The following is a 21,197-nucleotide window of genomic DNA, read 5'->3' on the forward strand; positions in this document are numbered from 1 at the left end:
CGCCAGGCCGGGGGCTTGCCGCTAGCGCCGCAGCAGCAAGGTGCCGATCCCCCGGTCGGTCAGCAGTTCCAGCAGCACGGCATGGTCGACCCGGCCATCGATGATGTGGGCGCTGGCCACCCCGCCGTTCAGCGCGTCGGTGGCGCAGCGCACCTTGGGGATCATCCCGCCGCTGATGGTGCCGTCGGCGATCAAATCCTCCACCTCCGCCAGCGACAGCCCGGTCAGCAAGCCGCCTTGCTTGTCCAGGATGCCCGCCGTGTTGGTCAGCAGCATCAGTTTCTCGGCCTTCAACACCTCGGCCATCTTGCCCGCCACCAGGTCGGCGTTGATGTTGTAGGAGAAACCATCGTCGCCCACCCCGATGGGCGCGATCACCGGGATGAAATCGCCCCGCACCAGGGTATCGACGATGCTGGGGTCGATGCTCTTGACCCGGCCCACATGGCCCATGTCGATGAGTTCGGGTTCGTCCGCCCCCGGCGCGAGCTGGGTCAGGGCGATCTTTTCCGCCCGCACCAAATCGCCGTCCTTGCCGGTCAGGCCCACCGCCCGGCCCCCGTGCTGGTTGATGAGGTTGACGATCTCCTTGTTGACCAAACCGCCCAGCACCATCTCCACCACGTCCATGGTCTCGGCGTCGGTCACCCGCATCCCCTGCACGAATTCGCTGGTCTTGCCCAACCGCTGCAATAGGTTCCCGATCTGCGGCCCGCCGCCATGCACCACCACCGGGTTGATGCCCACCAGCTTGAGCAGCACGATGTCGCGGGCGAAGCTCTGCTTCAGGCGCTCGTCGGTCATGGCGTTGCCGCCGTATTTCACCACCAGGGTCTTGCCCTTGAAGCGCTTGATATAGGGCAGCGCCTCGATCAGGACATGGGCGATTTGGGAAGCGGACGTGGTTTCCAGGGCGGATTGCAGTTTCATCAGGGGTCGGGCCTCTCCGAGAGCGATAGGGGGAAGGAAAGCTTGGGTTTGACCTTTTGCAGCAGGGTTTTGAATTCGCCCTGGATGCGCAGGAGGGTGTCGGGGTTGTCGGCCTCGAAGCGCAGCGCCAGGGTCGGGCTGTCGGGATCGTCGCGCACCAAGCCCCAGCCATCGGCGAAATCGACCCGCAGCCCGTCGATATCCGTGATCCGCGCATCGGTGAATTCGGCCTGGGCGCGGACTTTTTCGAGGAACCGGGGTTTATCCGCGTGGGACATGTTGATGCGCAGTTCCGGGAGCTTGACGCTCTCCGGCAGTTCCGCGAACACCTGGGCGGTGGGGCGCGGGTCGCCGGACAGGATTTCGAGCAAACGGGCGGCGGCGTACAGTCCGTCCTCGAAGCCGGACCAGCGTTCCTTGAAGAAGAAATGCCCGGCCAAATCCCCGGCCAGCAGCGCCCCGGTCTCCTTGAGCTTGTTGTGGAGCGGCACCGCGCCGACCTTCCACATCAAGGGCCGTCCGCCGTTGCGGACGATGTGGCTGGCGAGGTGGCGGGTGCATTGCGCGTCGAACACGATGTCCGAACCCGGTTGGCGCGACAGCACGTCGGCGGCGAACAGCATCATCTGCTGGTCCGGCCAGATGATCTTGCCGGAGGAATCCACCACGCCCAGCCGGTCGCCGTCGCTGTCGAAGGCCAGCCCCAGGTCGGCCCGTTCCTGGCGCACGGCGCGGATCAAGGTGGCGAGGTTGCCGGCTTGGCTGGGGTCGGGGAAATGGTTGGGGAAGGTGCCATCGACCTCGGTGTAGAGCGGCAACACCTGGCAGCCGATTTCCTGGAACAAATCGGAGGCGAAGAAACCGGTGACGCCGTTGCCGCAATCGATCACGACCTTCATCTCGCGGCCCAACTGGGTGTCGTGGACGATGCTCTCGACGTAGTCTTGCAGGATGTTCTGCGCCTCCAACATCCCGGTGCCGCTGGCGAGTTGATTGTGTTCGACGCGTTCCTTGAGCTTCAAGAGGCCGTCGCGGTCCGGGCGCTCGCCGCCGATGAGCAGCTTCAGGCCGTTCTGGTCGGACGGCGCGTCGCCGCCGGTGAGCATGACGCCCGATTCCAGCCCCAGCGCGTGCAGGGCGAAATACAAGGCCGGGGTCGGCACCCGCCCCACGTCGATTACCGAGCAACCGCTGGCGGTCAAGCCCCGGCCCAATGCCTGGGCCAGTTCCAGGCTGGAGGCGCGGCCATCGCGGCCCATGACCACCGTGTATTCGCCGCGCTCGCGGATTTCGCTGCCGATGGCCCGGCCCAGCAGTTGCACCGTCTCGGCGCTGAGGTTCGCGCCCGCCGTGCCCAGGATGTCGTAGGTGCGGAACAGGGCGGGGTCGAGGCTGATGGCAGGCGCTGTGGGCGTGGCGGCGGCGGCGGGGACTTCGACCGCGGGCAATTCGGTGATCTCGGGTTCTCCCAGCGCGATAGCGAAAGGATTGAACGGAACGTCGGCGGGAGGGGTCGGCAGCGGTGCCGGGAGGCCGGATTCGGACGGGGCTTGGGGCACGGGCGGCGGCCCTTTCAATTGCTCCAGTTGCAACGCCAGCCGCAGCGTATCCTTGAGCCGGAGCGGGTAGCGCCGTGGCCCCTTGCCGGAGAGGGTGTCACGCACCATCAGGACGATATTGTCCTGGTCGTGGCGCAGGGCGGCGATGGCCCAGCGCTGGGCGAGATAAACCCCGGCCACGACGAGCAAGGCCGCCAACCCGGCGTAGCCCAGGAACCAAGGCAGTTCCGTCCCATCGGCATGCGCTCCCCAATAGGAGAGGGTCCAGGGCGTGCCGGGCACCGGCACCGTGCCGTCCGGCGGCGTGGACTTGAGCGCCGTTTCGCCCTGGAAGGCGAGGCTGAGGTTTTGCTGCTTGAGTTCCAGGCCGCCCCGGTCCAGCTTGGGCAGGGCGGCGGTGGCGAGCTTGGGCGCGAGGCTGGCGAGGACCACCCCGTTGCCTCCGGCCAGGGGCTTGGCCAGGGCGATATGGGCGTCCGGCGTGTTGGCGGCGTGCAGGGTGGGCGGCATCGGTTTGGAAGCCGCCTGCCGCACCATGTCCAAATCGGCATAGCCCATGTGGGGGGCGCGCTGCTCGTCCGGCGTGTCGAGGCCGTCGGGCAACAGCCGCACCAGCAGGGCTTCGGGCAGGGCGCGGGTCAGCCGCTCTTCCGCGCCGTGGATGCGGTCGGGCTCCCCGCCGCCGAGGATGCGGGCGTAATCGGGGTCCTGGGCCTGCTGCTCCAGGACGCCGCCGCTCAGGGCCAGGACGTGGGAGAGATGGGCGGCGGCGGTTTCGGCGACCTGGCGCGAGCCTTGTACGCTGGCCGTTTCCTGTCCCTGGATGGCGAGCGTGTAGAGTCCCCAAGCGCTGCCCACAAGTCCGAGCAAGGACAAACCGCCGAGTCCCGCGAAGAGCCGGGCGAGGTCGAGGCGGGGCCCGCTTTCGGAATCGCGCTTGGGCTTGAAGGTGAATTTGAACTTGGGTTTCATCGGACACCGTCCGGTCCGGCCTGGGCGGGTGTGGGCGGGGGCGCTGCGCAGGGTCTCATCGGGTCTCCTCAAAGCGGCACGGGTCTGGAAGCGGGCGGCATCCACGGCGGTTCGGGGCCGGGGCGGCGGTGTCTACGACTGGCCGGTATGGCCGAAGCCGCCCGCGCCCCGCCCGGTGGTGGTCGAGAAGGCGGCGACGAAGCCCAGTTCGACCTGTACCACGGGTTGGAACATCAGTTGGGCGATGCGCTCGCCCGGTCGCACGGTATAGGGTTCGCCGCCATCGTTGGCCAGGATCACGCCGATCTCGCCATGGTAGTCGGCGTCGATCACGCCGATGCCTTGGGCGACGCGGACGCCGTGCTTCAAGGATAGCCCCGAACGCGAGGCCACGATGGCGACCAGGCCGGGGTCCATCATATTGAGCGCCAGCCCGCTGCCGATCAAACACCGGCCACCCGGCGCGAGGGTCACGGGTTCGGCGATGCAGGCGCGGAGGTCGATGGCGGCTGATCCATCCGTGGCGTAGGTGGGCAGCGGGACGCTATCGCCCAGCAAGTCGTTGACGATGCGCGCTTCGATCATTCTTCGCATAAAGGGCCTATGTGTCGAGGGATGCGCCGCCCCGGCCCGCCGGCAAGGCGGGAGGTTGGGGGCGGTGGGATGGGAATCGGCGTCCGTTTCAAGCCCGGAACCCGGCGGATCGGCCCCCCGGCCTGGGATGGCCGGAGGTCGGGGGTTCCGGGCCGGGGCTGGCGTTGGGGCGGGAAACGGGCGGGGGCATGATGGTTCGGGGGGCTGTCAGCTTGGGCTGCTTCTGTCCTGGATCGGGCCGGGCCTGGGATCGGAAAGAATCCATATCGCGCGGCCACGCCCATACCGGGCCCGAGGCCCGGTCTTTGCGGGGGAGTTTAATCTGGATGGGGAAGGCTTCACAACCCGGCGGGAAGCGTGGGCGGGAGCCGGTTCGACCGGACCCGCCCAGGATTGCGGGGGGATTGTTGGGATGGGTTGTTTCGCCGACGGGTCCGGGGTCCGGTCAGGGGCGCTGGATGCGCTCACGCCGGGCCAATTTGACCGACCACATCAGTAGCCCTACGAACACAGCGCCGTTGACCAGCAGCCAGAGATGGATCAAACGTTCCATGGGGAACTCCGGGGCCGGACCTTAGGGTTTGCCAAAGCGCTCCTTGAAATTCGTCATGTTCTCCTGGGCTTGGCGCCGCTGGTCCGGGGTCAGCAGTTCGAAGATCGCGTGGTCCAGGCGGGCGTGGCCCACCGCCACTTCCATCAGGGTCGGGGCGTCGGCCTCGACCAGGGTCTTGGCCTTGTCGTCGCTGTAGTCGGACGAGAACGCCAGTTCCATCAGCTTCTTACGGGCTTGGTGGCCGGTTTCGGCCTTGCCGCGGAGCGCTTCGCCCTGGGTCTTGAGCAGTTCGGCGATCTTGGTTTTCTGGGCCTCGTCGAGGGCGATGCCGTTCAGGAACGGAGGCAGCCGGTCCGGGGAGAAGCCGGGTTTGCCGCCGTGGCCCTCGAACGCGCAGTTGGGCGGATTGGCCGACGCGGCCCAGGGCAGGCCGAGCAGGCAGGCGGACAGGAGGATGCGGCGTAGGATAGGACGGGTCTTCATGGGGATTGCCTCGTGGAGGATAGGGGTTCGCGGTATGCCTCCCCTGTGGCGGTAAGTATTCCCGCAGCCTGCGTAAACGGGGGTTAAGCCCAATGTAAAACTATGTAAAACCCAGGGTCCGCGACCTCCGGGCGGATGGGCTTTGGCTATCATCGGAGCGGCCATCCACGGGAAGACGAACCATGAACTTGTTGTTGATCGATGATGATGCGGAACTGGCGGGGATGCTGGCGGAATACCTGCGGGGTGAGGGCTTCGCGGTGACGACGCTGCACGACGGGGCCAGCGGGGTGGAGGCGGCCTTGTCGGGCCGCTATGCCCTGGTGGTGCTGGACGTGATGATGCCCGGTATGAACGGCATCGAGGCGCTGGGCCGGATCCGCCTGCACAGCCGGTTGCCGGTCTTGATGCTCACCGCCAAGGGCGACGACCTGGACCGCATCCTCGGGCTGGAACTCGGGGCCGACGACTACGTGCCCAAGCCCTGCACTCCCAGGGAATTGGCCGCCCGCGTCCGCGCCATCCTGCGCCGTACCCAGGGCGCCCCGGAAGCCGACGCCACGCTCGCGGTCGGTCCCCTGGTCCTGCATCCGCATAAACGCACCGTGTCCTGGGAGGGCCGCCCCTTGGACCTGACCAGCACCGAATTCAACCTGCTCGAAATCCTGGCCCGCCAGGCCGGCCAGGTGGTGGGCAAGGGCGAATTGTCCGAAGCCGCCCTGGGCCGGCCCCTGGCCCGTTTCGACCGCAGCATCGATGTCCATATGAGCAGCATCCGGCAGAAACTCGGCGCGAGGCCGGACGGCGAATCCTGGATCCAGACGGTGCGGGGCCGGGGCTATTTGTTCGTGAAGGAGTGAAGCCATGGGCCAATTGTTCTGGAAACTGTTCCTGGCGATCTGGCTGGCCCAGGTCACGGCGGCGGCGGGGGTCGGGGCGCTGGTGTCCTGGCATCATCGCAGCGAGCGCGAGGCCATGGGTGGGGTGTCGGTGCGCGGACATGCCGCCCTGGGGGTGGGGGCCGCGGCCGATGTGCTGCGCTGGGGCGGGCTTGCGGCGTTGCGGGATTTCCTGGCCGAGGCCGGCGAAGGGCGGGGGTCGCCGGTCTACGCGGTGGACGAACGGGGCCGCGACCTCCTGGGCCGGGCTTTGGCCCCGGAGTCGCTGGAACAAGCCCGGCTCTGGGCGCGGACCGGGGATTATCCCCGGCAGATCCGGGAAATCCCGGCCCAGGACGGCCACCGCTATTTGTTGTTCATGCCCGTGCCCGAAGCGCTCCCCGACGAACCGCCGCCGCTCCCGCCGTATCGGCATGGCAGGCCACCGCCCTGGCTGGTGCTGGGCGTGGCGGGGGCCTTGACCAGCCTGTTGTTCAGCGCGTGGCTGGCGTGGTATCTGTCCAAGCCGATCCGGCACTTGCGCTCGGCCTTCGCCGCGCTGTCGCAGGGCCGTTTGGAAACCCGCGCCGGGCCGGACATGGGCCGCCGCCGCGACGAACTGGCCGACCTGGGGCGGCATTTCGACCACATGGCCGAGCGTATCGGCCATCTGGTCCAGGCCCAGCGGCGGTTATTGCACGATGTCTCCCATGAGTTGCGTTCGCCCCTGGCCCGCTTGCAGGCGGCGGTGGGCTTGGCCCGGCAGCGGCCGGACCAGGCCGGGGCCAGCCTGGGCCGCATCGAGCGCGAGGCCGGGCGGCTCGACGCCCTGGTCGGCGAGGTGCTGACCCTGTCGCGGCTGGAGGCCGGGATGCCGGGGGCGCGGGTGGAGGAGGTCGATCTGGGTGAGTTGGTCGAGTCCATCGTCGAGGATGCCCGTTTCGAGGCCGCCGCCAAGGATGTGGCCGTGGTCTGTCCCGAACTGGGCGAAATCCCGGTCCGCGGCTATGGCGAATTGATCTACCGGGCCATCGAGAACATCGTGCGCAACGCGGTCAAGCACACCCTGCCCGGTGGCCGCGTCACCCTGGAAATCGACGCGGCCAGCGATGCGCGGCGGGTGCGGCTGGCGGTGTTGGACCAGGGACCGGGCGTGCCCGAGGAGCGCTTGGCCGCGATTTTCGAGCCGTTCTTCCGTAACGCCGATGGCGGTGGGCCGGAGGGCTTCGGACTGGGCCTCGCCATCGCCCGGCGGGCGGTCGAGGCGCATGGCGGTTCGATCAGCGCCCGTAATCGGCCGGAGGGTGGGTTCCGGGTCGATCTGGCGTGGTGCCGGGAGCTATGAGCCGGCGGCGCGGTGGCGTTCGGCGATCAGGCGGATCAGTTGTTCGGCCAGCCGCCGCTTGGGGGCGAAAGGCAGCCGGGTGTCGCCGCCCGGCCAGCACACGAACAAGGCGTTGTCCTCGGCATCGAAGCCCAAGCCCTGGCCGACCTGGTTGGCGGCGACCATATCCAGCGCCTTGCCCGCGAGCTTCTGCCGGGCATAGTTTTCCAGGTCGTGGGTTTCGGCGGCGAAGCCCACCGTGAAGGGACGCCGCGCCAGACCCGCCACGGTGCCGAGGATGTCCGGGGTCCGGGTCAGGGCGATCTGGGTTTCGGCCAGGGTTTTCTTGATCTTCTGGGGAGCCGCCGCGACCGGGGTGTAATCGGCCACCGCCGCCGTTCCGATATAGATGCCGCAACTTTCCGCCCGCGCCATCACCGCCGCGTACATCTCGGCGGCGCTTTCCACCGCCACGAACTCATGGACCTGGGGCGGCGGCAGCGCCGTGGGGCCGCTGACCAGGGCCACTTCCGCGCCTTCCGCCAGGGCGGCCGCGGCCACGGCATAGCCCATCTTGCCGGAGCTGCGGTTGCTGATGTAGCGCACCGGGTCGATGGGTTCCCGCGTGGGTCCGGCGGTGATGAGGACGCGGGTTCCGGCCAAAAGCCCGGCACCACCCCGCCACGCCGCCAGCGCGGCCAGGATCGCGGCGGGTTCCAGCATCCGTCCCGGTCCGGTTTCGCCGCAAGCCTGCGCCCCGCTGGCCGGGCCGAGGACGCGCACGCCGCGCCGTTCCAGGCAGGCGATGTTGTCGCGGGTGGCGGGATGGTCCCACATGGCGCGGTTCATGGCCGGGGCGATGGCCAGGGGTACGGTGGCGGCGAGGCACAGGGTCGAGAGCAGGTCGTCGGCCAGCCCGGCCCGGAGCTTGGCGATGAAATCGGCGCTGGCCGGGGCGATCAGGACCGTGTCGGCCCACCGTGCCAGCTGGATATGGCCCATGGCCGCTTCCTGGGCGGGATCGAGCAGTTCGAGATGGACGGGCCGGCCCGACAGCGCCTGGAAGGTGAGCGGGGCGACGAAGCCGGTGGCGGCCTGGGTCATCGCCACTTGGACCTCGGCCCCGGCCCCGGTCAGGAGGCGGGTCAGTTCCGCCGCCTTGTAGGCCGCGATGCCGCCGGTGATGCCCAGGAGTATCTTGTGTGAGGCTAGGGGATGCATGGGATTTGTGCTTGGAACGGGATGGAATGGCTCGGACTTATGGCAATTTTGCGGGCGGCTCTCTATCCTTGGTCGCGTTTTGTTGGCATCCGCGAGATCCCCATGCCCATCACCGATTGGCCCGACGACGAACGGCCCCGCGAAAAGCTCTTGCTGCGCGGGCCGGGCGTGCTTTCCGACGCCGAATTGCTGGCGATTTTCTTGCGTACCGGCGTCAAGGGCAAGACCGCCGTCGATCTGGCGCGGGATTTGTTGGTGCGGTTCGGTTCCTTGCGGGCCTTGCTGGAAAGCGATTTCGAGAGCTTCAGCCGCAGCCCCGGACTCGGCAGCGCCAAATACGCCCAGTTGCAGGCGGTGTTGGAGATGGCGCGGCGGCATCTCAAGGAAAGCCTCAAGCGCGAAAGCGCCCTGACCAGCCCGGACCTGACCCGCCGCTATCTGTCCTCGCAGTTGCGCGGCTATCCGCACGAGGTGTTCGCCTGCTTGTTCCTCGACAACCAGCACCGGGTCATCGGTTTCGAGGAACTGTTCCGGGGCACCATCGACGGGGCCGGCGTCTATCCCCGCGAGGTGGTGAAGCAGGCGCTGGCCTTCAACGCCGCCGCCGTGATCTTTGCGCACAACCATCCCTCGGGTGTGGCCGAGCCGAGCGACGCCGACAAATTCATCACGGTGAAGCTCAAACAGGCTTTGTCGCTGGTCGATATCCGGGTGCTGGACCATTTCATCGTGGGCGAGGGCGACCCCTATTCGTTCGCCGAACATGGCTTGATTTAACCGATTGGAACCGATGGACCCCATAAAATGCAGCGTATCCCCGAACCCGAATTGATGGACGACGCGGCCCAGGCCCGCGCCTACGCCGAGGCCGATTTCTCCGAGCCGCACCAGCGTTTCGTCACCTTGTTCCAGGAGGCTTTCCCAGGGGAAACCCTGGCCGGGACGGTGCTGGACCTGGGCTGCGGCCCGGCGGATGTCACCCTGCGCCTGGCCCGCGCCTATCCCCTGTGCCGGATCGACGGCCTGGACGGGGCGGCGGCGATGCTGGAATGCGGGCGCGAGGCGGTGCGGCGGGCGGGCTTGGACGACCGGGTGCGCTTGGTCGAAGGCTATCTGCCCGGCGCGGAACCCCCCTTGGCGGCCTACGAGGCCGTGGTGTCGAATTCCTTGCTACATCATCTGGCCGATCCCAGGGTGTTGTGGGCGTCGATCCGGCGTTGGGGCGGGGCGGGCGCTCCGGTGCTGGTGATGGATTTGCGGAGGCCGGACGGTCCCGCCGAAGTGGACGCCTTGGTCCTGCGCTACGCGGCGGGCGCGCCGGAGGTGTTGCGGCGGGATTTCGAGCATTCGCTGCGGGCCGCCTACCGGGTGGAGGAGGTCCGGGCGCAGTTGGCGGAGGCGGGATTGCCGGGCTTGGCGGCGCGCCCGGTGGGCGACCGCCATCTCGCGGTGTGGGGCCGGTTGGATTAGCTCAAAACAGGGCGACCAGTTGGCGCAGGCGTTCCTGGTTTTGGGGGGAAATATCGATGATATGGAACCCCACCCAATACCGGCCCGGTTCCAGGCTGGTTTCGGCCCACAGGCTTTCGGCCCCGAATTCGGCCTGGGTGCCCTCAAGTTCCCCAGGGAGGTCCAGGGCCAGGGAATAAACCCGGTTGGCGGGCACGGCCTCGGGACACAGCAGCATCAGGCCGTCCAGGCCGACGTCGGCCAGATGGCCCAGCGCCACGCCGCGGTTGAGGTCGCGGACCTCCAGGGGGCGGGTCACCATTTTCCTCGGGTTTTTCCTTCTATCCATCGTCGCCGTTCGCTTTTGGGTTATTGTTGTAAAGCACGCGCCCAGGCTCCACGTGGAGGTTTGAACAACGCCTGGGACATAAGGGTATCCGCGGCGTCGGCGGTCTTCAATCCCGCGCCCCGCGCCTTGTGCTGGAATGGCAATTGCTCTAAGGTACGCCGCTTTGCGAAAGGGCGGAAATCAAGGGGTTGGGGTCTGGTTGGGGACGCTTTCCGGCCACCCTGGTCCATCGCCGATGGGATTCCGCCAGGCTTCCAGGGCGGCGCGGACGCGCCCGCCCACCCTCCGGGCCATGCGCCCAATTTCCCGCACCGCTTCCAGAATTCCATCCTAAGGAGATCATCATGGCCTTATCTCTCATGGCCTATGCGCACGAGGGGGCGCGGGCGGTCCTCGGCGACCGCCGTGCCAAGACCCTTGTTTTGTTGGGACTCGCCGAGGCCTTGTGCGCGGGCGGGGTCTTGGGTTGGGGCATGGCCCTGGCCTTCGTGGCGGGGTTGGCCGCCGTGGTCTACGGCGTGCTCGCCCTGCGCTGGATCGGCGCCAAACCCCAGGGCGACGACCTGCTGCGGCAAGCCGCTTCCGGGCCGGGGCGGGCGATTCGTTCCCGTTGGGAGGCCCGCTACCCTGGGCTGGCCAAGTTCGGCGGGGCCGGGTTCGTCCTGATCGGCTTGGCGCTGGGCTGGGCCGTGGCCTGGGGCTGCGCGCTGGGCGTGGCCTTGGCCGGGTTGCTGGTCTGGATGGGGGCCGAGGTTCCGGCCCTGGCCCGGCACCGCGCCGCCGAAGCCGCCCGTTTGGGGGTGGGACCGGCTTTCGCCGTGGTGTTGCGGGGCGGGGCGGCGCTGGGCGGCTTGGCGCTGGGTTTGGGGTTGTTGGGGCTGGCCGGGTATTACAGCCTGCTCCTGGCCGCGGATGCCCAGGAAGTATTGCGGCCCCTGGTGGGCGTGGCCTTCGGGGTTTCCCTGGTGGCCTTGGCGGCGCGGCTGGAGGCTTGGGCCGGGGACGGCGCGGCGGTGGCTCTGGATTTGTTCGAGACGTATATCGCCACCCTGGTCGCCACCATGCTGCTGGGCGGATTGCTGGCGGTGGAGGCGGGCCGGGTGTATCCCTTGGTGCTGGCTGGCGTTGGCTTGGCGGCGGCCTTGGCGGCGGTCGCGCTCGCCCGCTTGGACAAGGGCCGCAAGATGGTCGAGACCTTGTATCAAACCACGTTGCTGGCGGTGGGTTTGGCGTTGGCCGTGGATTATCCGGCGACCCTGGCGGCTTTCGCCGGTGGCGGCGCGGAGGTTTCGGCCCATGGCGTGTTCTTCGCCGCCGTGTTGGGCGGGGCGTTGGCCCTCTTGCTGGCGGTGCTGGCCGAATACCATGCGGACAACGGGCGGGGACCGGTGCGGCGGATTGTCGAGGCCGACGCCATCGGTCCCGCCGCCCGGATCGGGGCGGGGTTCGCGGTGGTTTTGCGTTCGACCACGGGGCCGGTCTTGGCGATTTGCGCTTGCCTGTGGGGTGCCCACCAAGCGGCGGGTTTGTACGGCATCGCCGTCGCCGCCACGGCCTTGGTGTCCCTGGCCGGGGTGTTCGTGGTCCTGGAAGCCTATGGGAGCGGATTGGACGGGCTGGCCGCGCGGGCCGGGTTGCCCAAAACCGCCCGCGACGCCACCGCCACCCTGGACGCGGTGGGCGCGGCGGCGCGACCCGTGGTCCGGGCTTATAGCGTGGGCGCGGCGGGCTTGGCGGCCCTGGCGCTGTTCTTCGCCTATGCCCGCGGGCCGGGGGGGGCGGTGGCGCTCGACCTCGGGGATTACCGGGTCGTCATCGGCTTGTTCGTCGGCGGCTTGTTGCCGTATTTGTTCGGGGGCTTGCTGATGGAAGCGGCGGGCCGCACGGGCCGCGATATCCAGGAGGCGCTGGTGCCCGCCGCCTTGCCGCTGGCCGTGCCGGTCCTGGTCGGCGTGGCCCTGGGCAAGGCGGCGCTGGGCGGGCTGATGGTCGGCGTGATCGTGACCGGCTTGTTCCTGGCGGTCGCCGTGCTGATCGGCGGCGCGGCCTGGGAAAGCGCCAAACGCTATCTCGGCAATAGCGCCCGCGCCAAGTCCGGCCTGGCACCGGGGACCGATCCGGTGGACGCGGAGGGGTTCTACAAGGCCGTGGTCGGCCCGGCCCTGCCGCCCCTGATGAAGTTGGTCAATCTGGTGGCGTTGTTGGTCGTGTCCTGGTTGTAGGCCGACCCGTCCGCGCCCAAGGCCGACCGGGGGTCGGCCTTTTTTATGGGCAAAAAAAACTCCGCCCGGTGGCGGAGTCAACTACTCAAGGGGGAGGTAAAGAGAAACCGGTGCGCCGACCTGGTTGAGGTGTCCCGGCCTGGCCGGGAACTTGTTGCGCTTGGTGGGTAGTATTGCGGAATCATGCAAATCAGAAAAATCGATAAATTTTATTCGATACATAAAACAGGCTTATCTATGGGGGCGGGAATGGGGCCGTGGGCCGCATGCCCCTACAGCCTAAAATCTCGTCGTGCCAAAGCGCTAGGCGCTCTGGCGGCGGATATAGGTCTGGGCCACGGCCAGGAAGGCCAGGAAATCGTAGATGGCGTGGATGAGGATCGGTACCGCGAGGTTGCGTTCACCGCCGAAATCCAGGGTCCAGCCGAGATAGGCCCCGGTCAGCCCCGCCAGCAGGCCATATAGCGGTGTCACCCAATGCACCAGGGCGAATACCATGTTGCTGAACACCAAGCCGCCGATCCAGCCCCAATCCTGCTCGAACCAGGGTTGCAAGAAGCCCCGGAACAGGATTTCCTCCGACACCCCGGCCAGGAAGCCCAGGTACAGCAGTTCGGTCCAGTGGCAGCGGCACAGTATGGGTCCCAGCTTGCCGACCAGGAATTCCTTGATCTCGCGCATCCCGGCGATGGGGAAGCGGTAGCTCAGGGCGAACAGCAGGTACAGCGGCAGCGTGCCCAGCATCCCCAGCAGCAGGCCGCCGGGATCGAGGCTCCAGGCGGACAGGGGATCGATGGCGGCCAGCCAGCCCAGGCCATAGGCCAGGACGATCAAGCCACCCTCGAAGCCGGTGGCCAGCCAAAGGAATTGGGTCTTGGTGGGAAGATAGGGCATGGGGGTTCAGGCGTCGTCCAGTTTCAGGCTGAGGTGTTCGGGGCGGGCGGGATCGCCCAGTTTGCGGGCCAGGGCGATCAGATAGACCTCCATCACGCCGTGGTAGGACAGCACGAAGCGGTCGAAAAACCGCAACAGGGGGTGGTGGATGCTTTCCCATTCGGTGAGGGTGAGCAAGGTGCCCGCGCCGTCCGGCTCGAACTCGTAGGTCCAGGCGCCCGCCAACGGCAGGCCGTCGTTGTCGATCCGGGTGACAAGGCGGCGCGGCGCCTCGCATTCCACCACCTGGAAATGCACCCGGCCCAGGCGGCCACAGACCTCGAACCAACTCGGTAAACCCCCGTGTTCCGGCCCCAACTCGACCCGGTCTAAGCCCGGCCGCCATTCGGGATAGGCCGCGAAATCCAGGATGACCGCCCAGACCCGTTCCGGCGTGGCGGCGAGCCGGATGCGGCTCACCGCGCGGTGGGTCTTGGGGAGGCGCGCGCCGATATAGGCCGCGGCCATGGCGGCGAGGACGAGGATCGAGAGCAGGCTCAGGAACAGGTTCATGGGCGGAGTTTGCGCGGGGAGGGGCGCGGCGTGCGCCCTGGGATCATGGAGCCCGCCAGAGCTTATAGGGATGGCTGGCGAGGCAGGTATTGTAGTAGCGGGGATCGTGGGTGACTTCCTCGCCCGCCCAGGCCGGTGGCGCGAAAACCTCGTCGGGGCTGCCGAGTTCGATTTCCGCGACCACCAGCCCGGCGTTGTCGCCCTCGAACACATCGATTTCCCAGGTATGCGGGCCGATGTCCACATAGTGGCGGGTTTTCTCGATGATGGGCTTGCAACTCAGCACATCCAGCATGTGGTGGGCGTCCCGGACCGGAATCTCATACTCGAACTCGTGGCGCTGCGCCCCGATAGTCACGCTCTTGAGATTGAGCCAGGCCCGTCCGCCCGCGACGCGGACCCTGACCGAGCAATGCTTTTCGTCGTTGAGGTAGCCCTGGCGGAAATGGGCCGGATCGCGGGCCGCGTTCCGCCAGCTATCGTCCACAACCAGGAATTTGCGTTCGATTTCCAGGTTCATGCGCGGTTCAGTCGTTCTGCGCCCATTCTTCCCAATAGGGCTTGGGATGGAAGCGCTCGTGCAGGAAGTCCACGAAGGTCCGCACCTTGGCCGAGAGGTGCTTGCGGTGCGGATAGACCGCGTGGATTTCCAAGGGGGCCGGGATGTAGTCGGTCAGGACGGCTTGCAGCCGGTTCTTGCGGATGTCCTGGCCCACCATATAGGTCGGCAGCAAGACCAGCCCCAAGGCGCTCAGGGCCGCCATGCGCAGGGCGTCGGCCACGTTGGATTGCATGGTGCCGCCGACCTTGATCACGGTGGTTTCGCCGCCCGGCACGCTGAACTGCCATTGGTCGCGCGGCGGCAGGCTGGAATTGACCAGGCAATTGTGCTTGCGCAGGTCGTCCGGGGTTTTGGGCGAGCCGTGCTTCTTGAAATAGGCGGGCGAGCCGCACACCACCCGCTGCGAACTGCCGAGCTTACGGGCGATCAGGCTGGAATCCCGCAGTTCGTCCAGGTGGATGGCGAGGTCGAAGCCTTCCTCGATCAAGTCCACATAGGAGGCTTGCAGGATCAGCTCGACGTTCACGTCCGGGTAGATTTCGGTATAGGCCGCGACCGCCGGGGCCAGGTGGTAGGCCCCGAAGAACGGCGTGGCGTTCACCTTCAAGGTGCCGCGCGGTTCGGTTTGCAGCCGGGTGACGGCGATTTCCATCTCCTCCATCTCGTCGAGGATCTGGAGGCAGCGTTCCAAATACACCATCCCGACCTCGGTTAGGCTGAGGTTGCGGGTGGTGCGGTTCAACAGCCTGATCCCCAGGCCGTTTTCGAGTTGCATCACATGTTTGGTCGCCATGGCCCGCGACAGGCCGAGTTCCTTGGCTGCCGAGGCGAAACTGCCGGCTTTGGCGACCTTGGTGAAGACCAGCATGCTGGTGAGTTTGTCCATAGGGCTGGGGGCTTGTGGTTATGGAAACAATTAGTAGAGTTTATTGGGCATTGTAAACGAAATATGGTTTCCTATAATCCGCCTCGCTTCTATCCCGCTTGGATTTTTCGGAGAACCACAATGAAACGTAGCTTAGGGCTATTGCTAGCTTTAGTCACTAGCGCCGGAACGGCGCGGGCGCAGGGCGACGACGCCCGCCAAATCGCCGAAACCAGTGCCGCGCAATGGAATGCCGCCTTCGCCAAAGGCAAGGTCGATGCCATCGTCTCGCTCTACGCCGACAACGCCATGCTGCTGCGTCCGGACGGGGCGGTGTCCAGGGGGGCGGGCGAAATCCGCGCCTTCTGGCAGAACGTCATCCAACGGGGCGAATACGCCATGGATATTGTCAGCGTGACCGAGGACCACAAGGACACCATCGTCGCCACCGCCGAACTGTCCGGCGTCCAGACCCAGGGCGGGCAGCCGGTGACCAAGCACCGCTACGGGGCCGTGCTGTACAGCGTCCTCAAGCGCCAGCCGGACGGCACTTGGAAGGCCAAGGTGCAGAAATGGAACGACGACCATAGGATCTAAGCCCATGCCCGCTGGTGCGCGCCGCCCAGGAGGTTGTCCATGACCTCGGCTGATCGATTCCGATGAAAGAGCTTCCGTCGAAGCTCTTTTTTTGCCCAAAGTTTCAAGGGCTTGCAAGGATTCCGCGAGATTTCCGCCACAGTCTGTCCACCTGGGAATGCTTTATCCGCTTCCGAGGCCGATGGTAGACTAGATTCCCTACTGTTTTGCTTGGAATTGCAGGCCCGTCCATGAACGGGTCGGCCTTAGTCAAAAACAACCTATGAAAGGAGTATGAGAGATGACCCACGAACTTCCCCCGCTGCCCTACGAGAAGAACGCCCTGGAGCCCTACATCTCCGCGGAAACCCTGGAATACCACTACGGCAAGCACCACCAGACCTACGTCACCAACCTGAACAACCTGATCGCGGGCACCGAGTTCGCCGATCTGTCCTTGGAAGACATCGTCCGCAAATCTTCCGGCGGCATTTTCAACAACGCCGCCCAGGTGTGGAACCACACCTTCTATTGGAACGGCCTGAAGCCGGGCGGCGGCGGCGAACCCACCGGGGCGCTGGCCGAGGCCATCGATCAGGCGTTCGGTTCCTTCGCCAAGTTCAAGGAGGACTTTGCCAAGACCGCCGTGACCACCTTCGGCTCCGGCTGGGCCTGGCTGGTCAAGAACGCCGATGGCGGCTTGGCCCTGGTCAGCACCACCGGTGCCGGCTGCCCCTTGACCGCTGGCCAGACCCCGCTCCTGACCTGCGATGTTTGGGAACACGCCTATTACATCGACTACCGCAACGCCCGTCCCAAGTATGTCGAGGAGTTCTGGAACCTGGTGAACTGGGATTTCGTCGCGGCCAATTTCGCGGCTTGATTCGACACCAGCCGCCGCGGTCGCCTTGACCGCGGCCACGGGGCCGCCGGGCTGTCCGCGAGGAAACCGGCGGCTTTTTCATGGGCGGGCGCTTGGCGGACAATAGCCGTTTTTGCCGCCGCCGAGTTCCGCCCGTGACGCCCGATCCCGCCCTTGCCGATTGCCTGCCCCGTTTGGCCGAGCGCCACCGATCCGGGGAATTGGGCGATGCCGTCTATGCCGCCGCCTATTTCCTGGCGTGGCAAATCGCCCTGCATGGCCGCCGCTACGCTTCCCGCCAATCCAAAACCGATCCCAAGCCCGAGGTCGATGCGTGGTTCCCGCGCTTCGTCGGGGATGGCGATGCGGCGTTGCGGACCGCGCTGGCCGGGGCGTTCGGGTGCCAGCATTTCCTGGGCGTGATTCCCAATGTGCCGGTGGCGCTCGCGGCGTGGCTGCGCGGCGACTGGCCCTTGACCCTGACGACCGCCATTCCCAGCCCGGCGGCCGTGCTGGACATGCAGGTGGCGGGCACCCGCCCGGTCACGGTCGTGGCCGATTATGCCAGGGCGCTGAAGCCGGTGCTGACCCAGGCCAATGGTTTCGCCTTCCTGGTCCACGATTTGGAACACGCCTACAAATTCTTCCACGATCCGCGTTCGCACCGGGCGCAGCGGCGGTTTTTCGGGCTGCTACGGGAGGCGGTGCGGGCGGGCCGGTTCGATGCCTACCGCCGCGATCCCGTGTTCGACGACCGCTTCGATTATCTGATGAGCGATATGAATACCCATGTGGTGCATAGCCTTAGGTTCCTGGGTGCGGTGTTGATCGAGTGCCTGTTGCGCCGCGAGGGCAAGGGCGGAAAGGAGGCGCTGTCGGCGGAGGCCGAGGCGGAATTGGTCGGTTTCCTGCGCGGTTTGGGCGAATTGTGGCGTTTTCCGTCCGGGGCGGGCGCGGCCTTGGGACGCTTGGTGCGGGGCGGGTTCGGGGAAGAGGAAGCGCGGTTGATCGAGGCGGCGGTGCTGGCCGGGTAGCCCGGCTGGCGTGCGACGGAATCCGGGAACCCCGCCGCTCCGGCCAGGTTCCCGGATTCCGCGCTCGCTCCATCCGGGCTATGGATCGGCCAGCACCGCCCGGCAGGCGGCGGGCAGGGCCGGTTTCGGCTCCGAAGGCTTGCTGGGCAGGGCCGGATGCTGGTGCAGCCACCAATCCAGGCTGGAATCGCAGCCCTCGCCCAGGGGGATGGGTTCCTGGCGCACGCAGGCCGGACTGTCGGGCGGGCAGGCGAGGCGCATATGGAAATGGTCGTCGTGATGGTACCAGGGGCGGATTTTACGCAGCCAGTCGCGGTCCCCCGTCACCGTGCGGCACAGTTCCCGTTTGATATAGGCGTTGACGAAGATGCGGTCCACGCCGGGCAGGTTGGCGGCGGCTTGCAGGACGCGGATATGGCGGTCGCTCCACAACTCGTAATCCAGCCCGCGGGCCGCGCTGTTCAACAGGCTGGGCGCGGGGATGTTGGAACGCATCCGGTCGGCGCGGGCGTGCAGGCCGGGGTTCAGGTCGAACCACACATCCACGTCCAGCCCCGACTGGTGGCTGCGGTGCCCGAACGGCATGGGACCGCCCCGTGCCAGCCCCAAATCCCCCACATGCAACAGGCCGATGCCCTGGGCGGCTTTCTCGCCCAGCTCGCGCACGGCGTGGACCAGCGCGGGATGGCCGTAATTGCGCCGCCGCTCCAGGTGCATGACCACATAGCCCCGGCCCTCGGTGGGCAGGGCGGCGGCACCGTCGATGCAGCCGGCGCTGGTCTCGCCGATGGAGCGGGGCGTGCCTTCGCTGGGGCCGGGGACTTCCGACCAGGGGTTGGCGTGGGTTGGGGCGGACACCAGGAACAGGGATAGGAGCGCGGTACGGATGGCGTGCATGGGAATAGGGCCGTGGAAAGGATTCGTGCCCCCGCATCCGGGGGCTTTGGGAAAGTTTAGCGGTGGTCCGGGAGGTTCAGCGCCGCGCTTCGGGGTCTTCGCCTTCGCCCAGGGAGAGGCGGCGCTTGGCGTTCAAGACCCAGCCCTTGGCGCGGGCGACCTTCACATCGTGGATTTCCTCTTCCAGCATCAAGCGCTGGCGTTCCAGGGCCAGGAGCTCGATTTCCCGGCGCAGGTGATGCTCCACGTCGGTCAGGGCTTCGGTGCGCAGGTTCTTTTCGGCGAGATCGGCCTCCAATTCCATCTGCCGCAGCCGGGCCTCGTGGCGGATGCGCTCCTCGCGCAGCCGCACCTCGCTGTCGATCTGTTCGGTGTAGCGCAATTCGTCCGCCGACAAATCGGTCCGCACCTGCTCGGTTTCATGGGCTTGTTTCTGGCGGCGCAGCTCGGCTTCCTGCCTGTGCAATTCCAGCATTTTCGCCTCGTGTTCCAGCTTGAGCTGATGCTCGTGGAGTTGGCGGTCGTAATGCTCGCGGGCGAGCCGTTCGGCGCTCTCGCGGCGGCGGCGCAGGAGTTCGAGATAGACCTCCTTGTGCTTGGCGTCGCCGCCCAGGGTTTGCTCGTCCAGGCGGTCGGGGCTGGCGAACACGATGTCGACGACGCAACGGGCGCGGCACTGGATTTCCCGCAGCGCCAGCAGTTCGTGGACGATGTCCTCGATGCGGCGCTCGACCCGGACGGCGTCCTCTTCCATTTGCCCGGTCGGTTCCAGCGCCCTGAGTTCCTGTTCGGCGGCGTCGCGCAACAGGGTTTGATAGCTGGATTTGATGAGTCCGCCCAGGTCGGCGAGGTGTTCGAGGTGTTCGCGGGCGAATTTGAGGGTGGGTTGGAACCGCACCGACAGCCGGGCCTCGACGGTGCAGAGCGGTCCCAGCCGCAGGGGTTCCACCGGGATCGGCCAATCCTCGATGTTGAGCTCGTAGACTTGGTGGAAGAAACGCCGGGTGTATTGCCTCGGGCGGGCATAGACCTTGAGGAACGGCCCGAGCTTGGACACCACGATGCGGCGGTCGCCTTCGAAACCGGCTTCCCAGCGGGGTTCCGGCACGTTGTATTCATCCATGGCCTTTCCTCCGCATCGCTTCGGCCAGCTTGTCTTCGGGGCCGGGCAAGACCTTCAAGTCGGCGCTTTTGCGGGCACCCAGGTTCATGCGTTCGGCGATCAAGGGATAGAGGTTGGGGGCGAACTCCACGGCGCGGTCGCTCATCTTGCGCAGATAGCCGCGGTTGAGCAGGAAGGCCACGGCGAACATGCGCGACCAATCGGACACGCGCCGCGCCCGTTCCAGTTCGGTGCGCTCGATGACGAATTCGAGTTCGTCGTTTTTATTGATGGTGAATTCGCCGAATTGCCTAAGCCCTTGGTAAGCGAGGTCTTTTTCCTCTTCGGTGAGGGGGCCGGGCGCGGTGAATTCCAGCCGGTAGGACAAGACCAGCACGAAGAAATCCACCATCGAGGCGCAGGCCAGGGCGAACCAGGACACATTGTCCCACATGGCGAAGGACGGCGTGACGCCCTGGGTGAATTCGGCGTGGGAGCCCAGCCGGGGCGGGGCGATGGGGGGCAGGCCGTGTTCGGAGATCAGGGTTTCGGCGCTGGTCTGGAGGGTCTGGAAGTCGCGCAGCAGGCGGGCGTAACTGGCTTCGTCGTCCATCTTGGCGGCGAACGCTTTGAGGCTGCCGCGCAGCGCGGTCAAATCGGCTTCCAGCTTTTGGAACCCGGGTTCGAGTTGCTTGAGCTTGGCCTGCTCGGCCTGGAGGATTTCGTTGTAATGGCCCCAGACCGGGCCTTTGCCGATGGGATGCCGCGAACCGCGCATGGCGGGCAGCGAGCCCAGATAAGCCTGGGTGGCTTGTTCCGCCGCCTGCTCGATGCGCTGGCGCTGGGCGGCGGTGATCTGGCTCTTGAGTCCGACCACGGCGGTCATATAGGCGTTGACCGCGGCTTCGAGCTGGCTTTGCCGTTCGATCAACATCGAGTCGCGCTGCGAGAACTCATAGAACTTGAAATAGGAGAACGACACCGACACCGTCAGCGCCACCAACAGCGAGAACACCACCATCAGGAACCGCGGCGGATTGGCCCGCCAGTGCATCCCGGCCAGTTCCAGGGTGCAGATGACCACGATGGATTGCACCGCGATGGTGATGACGAGGGCGATCCAGGCGGTGATGAAATGGGACAGTCCGTAATAGGTGGTATAGCCCGAGGCGAAACTGAGCAACAACACGATGGGCACCGACCAGACCCGGAGCAAGCCGACGAAGGTGGATTGCACCGTGTTCAGCCATTGGCCGATATGCCAGGCGGCGGCGGTACTCATGGACCGGCTCCCGCCAAGGGCGTTGGCGCTAGGGAGG

General features: G+C 66.6%; 21 protein-coding genes. 8 read left to right on the forward strand and 13 right to left on the reverse strand.

The features are described from left to right. Positions 1 to 21: 21 nt before the first annotated feature. The 4 genes from argB to K5658_RS03495 form a co-directional block, all read right to left on the reverse strand. Positions 22 to 930, reverse strand: a complete 909-nt coding sequence (gene argB / locus K5658_RS03480; protein WP_221065602.1) for an acetylglutamate kinase — start codon at positions 928 to 930, stop codon at positions 22 to 24. Further along, positions 930 to 3,461 (reverse strand): phosphomannomutase/phosphoglucomutase, encoded by a 2,532-nt coding sequence (locus K5658_RS03485; RefSeq protein WP_246628556.1) that lies wholly within the window; start codon positions 3,459 to 3,461, stop codon positions 930 to 932. The genes argB and K5658_RS03485 overlap by 1 nt, the downstream gene beginning before the upstream one ends. Positions 3,462 to 3,593: 132 nt before the next feature. Then, a complete protein-coding gene (gene dut, locus K5658_RS03490; RefSeq protein WP_221065603.1) occupies positions 3,594 to 4,055 on the reverse strand; it encodes a dUTP diphosphatase in 462 nt (153 codons plus the stop codon). Positions 4,056 to 4,629: 574 nt separating this feature from the next. Further along, positions 4,630 to 5,091, reverse strand: a complete 462-nt coding sequence (locus K5658_RS03495) for a Spy/CpxP family protein refolding chaperone (protein WP_221065604.1) — start codon at positions 5,089 to 5,091, stop codon at positions 4,630 to 4,632. 182 nt (positions 5,092 to 5,273) lie between these two features. On the opposite strand from K5658_RS03495, the gene K5658_RS03500 reads away from it, so the two are divergent. Both K5658_RS03500 and K5658_RS03505 read left to right on the forward strand, forming a co-directional pair. Continuing rightward, positions 5,274 to 5,951: a response regulator transcription factor gene (locus K5658_RS03500; protein ID WP_221065605.1), complete on the forward strand. Its 678-nt coding sequence runs from the start codon at positions 5,274 to 5,276 to the stop codon at positions 5,949 to 5,951. A gap of 4 nt (positions 5,952 to 5,955) precedes the next feature. Then, a complete protein-coding gene (locus tag K5658_RS03505) occupies positions 5,956 to 7,314 on the forward strand; it encodes a sensor histidine kinase (RefSeq protein WP_221065606.1) in 1,359 nt (452 codons plus the stop codon). Here K5658_RS03505 and coaBC read toward each other — a convergent pair. After that, a complete protein-coding gene (gene coaBC / locus K5658_RS03510; RefSeq protein ID WP_221065607.1) occupies positions 7,309 to 8,514 on the reverse strand; it encodes a bifunctional phosphopantothenoylcysteine decarboxylase/phosphopantothenate--cysteine ligase CoaBC in 1,206 nt (401 codons plus the stop codon). The two genes, K5658_RS03505 and coaBC, sit on opposite strands and share 6 nt — an antisense overlap. 102 nt (positions 8,515 to 8,616) lie before the next feature. Between coaBC and radC the strand changes: the two genes are divergently transcribed. Both radC and K5658_RS03520 read left to right on the forward strand, forming a co-directional pair. Further along, on the forward strand, positions 8,617 to 9,291 hold the full coding sequence (radC, locus tag K5658_RS03515; RefSeq protein WP_221065608.1) for a RadC family protein: 675 nt from the start codon (positions 8,617 to 8,619) through the stop codon (positions 9,289 to 9,291). A gap of 27 nt (positions 9,292 to 9,318) precedes the next feature. Continuing rightward, on the forward strand, positions 9,319 to 9,984 hold the full coding sequence (locus tag K5658_RS03520; protein WP_221065609.1) for a class I SAM-dependent methyltransferase: 666 nt from the start codon (positions 9,319 to 9,321) through the stop codon (positions 9,982 to 9,984). Position 9,985: 1 nt separating this feature from the next. On the opposite strand, the gene K5658_RS03525 is transcribed toward K5658_RS03520, so the two are convergent. Next, on the reverse strand, positions 9,986 to 10,312 hold the full coding sequence (locus tag K5658_RS03525) for a PilZ domain-containing protein (RefSeq protein ID WP_281425929.1): 327 nt from the start codon (positions 10,310 to 10,312) through the stop codon (positions 9,986 to 9,988). Positions 10,313 to 10,656: 344 nt separating this feature from the next. On the opposite strand from K5658_RS03525, the gene K5658_RS03530 reads away from it, so the two are divergent. Further along, positions 10,657 to 12,534, forward strand: coding sequence for a sodium/proton-translocating pyrophosphatase (locus K5658_RS03530; RefSeq protein WP_221065611.1), 1,878 nt, complete (start codon positions 10,657 to 10,659; stop codon positions 12,532 to 12,534). A 303-nt stretch (positions 12,535 to 12,837) separates the two neighbouring features. Here the strand turns inward: K5658_RS03530 and K5658_RS03535 are convergent, their stop codons facing one another. From K5658_RS03535 to K5658_RS03550, 4 genes are read right to left on the reverse strand one after another with little or no spacing between them, the layout of a single operon-like run. Next, positions 12,838 to 13,428 carry a CPBP family intramembrane glutamic endopeptidase gene (locus tag K5658_RS03535; protein WP_221065612.1) on the reverse strand — a complete coding sequence of 197 codons (591 nt, stop codon included), beginning with the start codon at positions 13,426 to 13,428 and terminating at the stop codon, positions 12,838 to 12,840. 6 nt (positions 13,429 to 13,434) lie between these two features. Further along, positions 13,435 to 13,980: an SRPBCC family protein gene (locus K5658_RS03540; protein WP_221065613.1), complete on the reverse strand. Its 546-nt coding sequence runs from the start codon at positions 13,978 to 13,980 to the stop codon at positions 13,435 to 13,437. A gap of 43 nt (positions 13,981 to 14,023) precedes the next feature. Beyond that, a complete protein-coding gene (locus K5658_RS03545; protein WP_221065614.1) occupies positions 14,024 to 14,500 on the reverse strand; it encodes a CYTH domain-containing protein in 477 nt (158 codons plus the stop codon). 7 nt (positions 14,501 to 14,507) lie between these two features. Beyond that, entirely contained in the window at positions 14,508 to 15,428 is a 921-nt protein-coding gene (locus tag K5658_RS03550) for a LysR family transcriptional regulator (RefSeq protein WP_221065615.1), read from the reverse strand. 120 nt (positions 15,429 to 15,548) lie between these two features. Here K5658_RS03550 and K5658_RS03555 point away from each other — a divergent pair, with 120 nt between their 5' ends. The 3 genes from K5658_RS03555 to K5658_RS03565 all read left to right on the forward strand — a co-directional run bounded on the left by K5658_RS03555 (position 15,549) and on the right by K5658_RS03565 (position 17,879). Continuing rightward, complete coding sequence (locus K5658_RS03555; RefSeq protein ID WP_085210756.1) at positions 15,549 to 16,004, forward strand: YybH family protein; 456 nt, start codon at positions 15,549 to 15,551, stop codon at positions 16,002 to 16,004. Positions 16,005 to 16,284: 280 nt separating this feature from the next. After that, positions 16,285 to 16,866 (forward strand): superoxide dismutase, encoded by a 582-nt coding sequence (locus tag K5658_RS03560; RefSeq protein ID WP_221065616.1) that lies wholly within the window; start codon positions 16,285 to 16,287, stop codon positions 16,864 to 16,866. A gap of 134 nt (positions 16,867 to 17,000) precedes the next feature. Beyond that, complete coding sequence (locus K5658_RS03565) at positions 17,001 to 17,879, forward strand: hypothetical protein (protein WP_221065617.1); 879 nt, start codon at positions 17,001 to 17,003, stop codon at positions 17,877 to 17,879. A gap of 78 nt (positions 17,880 to 17,957) precedes the next feature. Here the strand turns inward: K5658_RS03565 and mepA are convergent, their stop codons facing one another. The 3 genes from mepA to K5658_RS03580 form a co-directional block, all read right to left on the reverse strand. Beyond that, a complete protein-coding gene (gene mepA / locus K5658_RS03570) occupies positions 17,958 to 18,776 on the reverse strand; it encodes a penicillin-insensitive murein endopeptidase (protein ID WP_221065618.1) in 819 nt (272 codons plus the stop codon). A gap of 76 nt (positions 18,777 to 18,852) precedes the next feature. Next, positions 18,853 to 19,899, reverse strand: a complete 1,047-nt coding sequence (locus K5658_RS03575) for a hypothetical protein (protein ID WP_221065619.1) — start codon at positions 19,897 to 19,899, stop codon at positions 18,853 to 18,855. After that, entirely contained in the window at positions 19,892 to 21,160 is a 1,269-nt protein-coding gene (locus K5658_RS03580) for a hypothetical protein (protein WP_221065620.1), read from the reverse strand. The genes K5658_RS03575 and K5658_RS03580 overlap by 8 nt, the downstream gene beginning before the upstream one ends. Positions 21,161 to 21,197 lie beyond the last annotated feature (37 nt).

The organism is Methylomagnum ishizawai (assembly GCF_019670005.1).
Taxonomy (GTDB): Bacteria; Pseudomonadota; Gammaproteobacteria; order Methylococcales; family Methylococcaceae; genus Methylomagnum; species Methylomagnum ishizawai.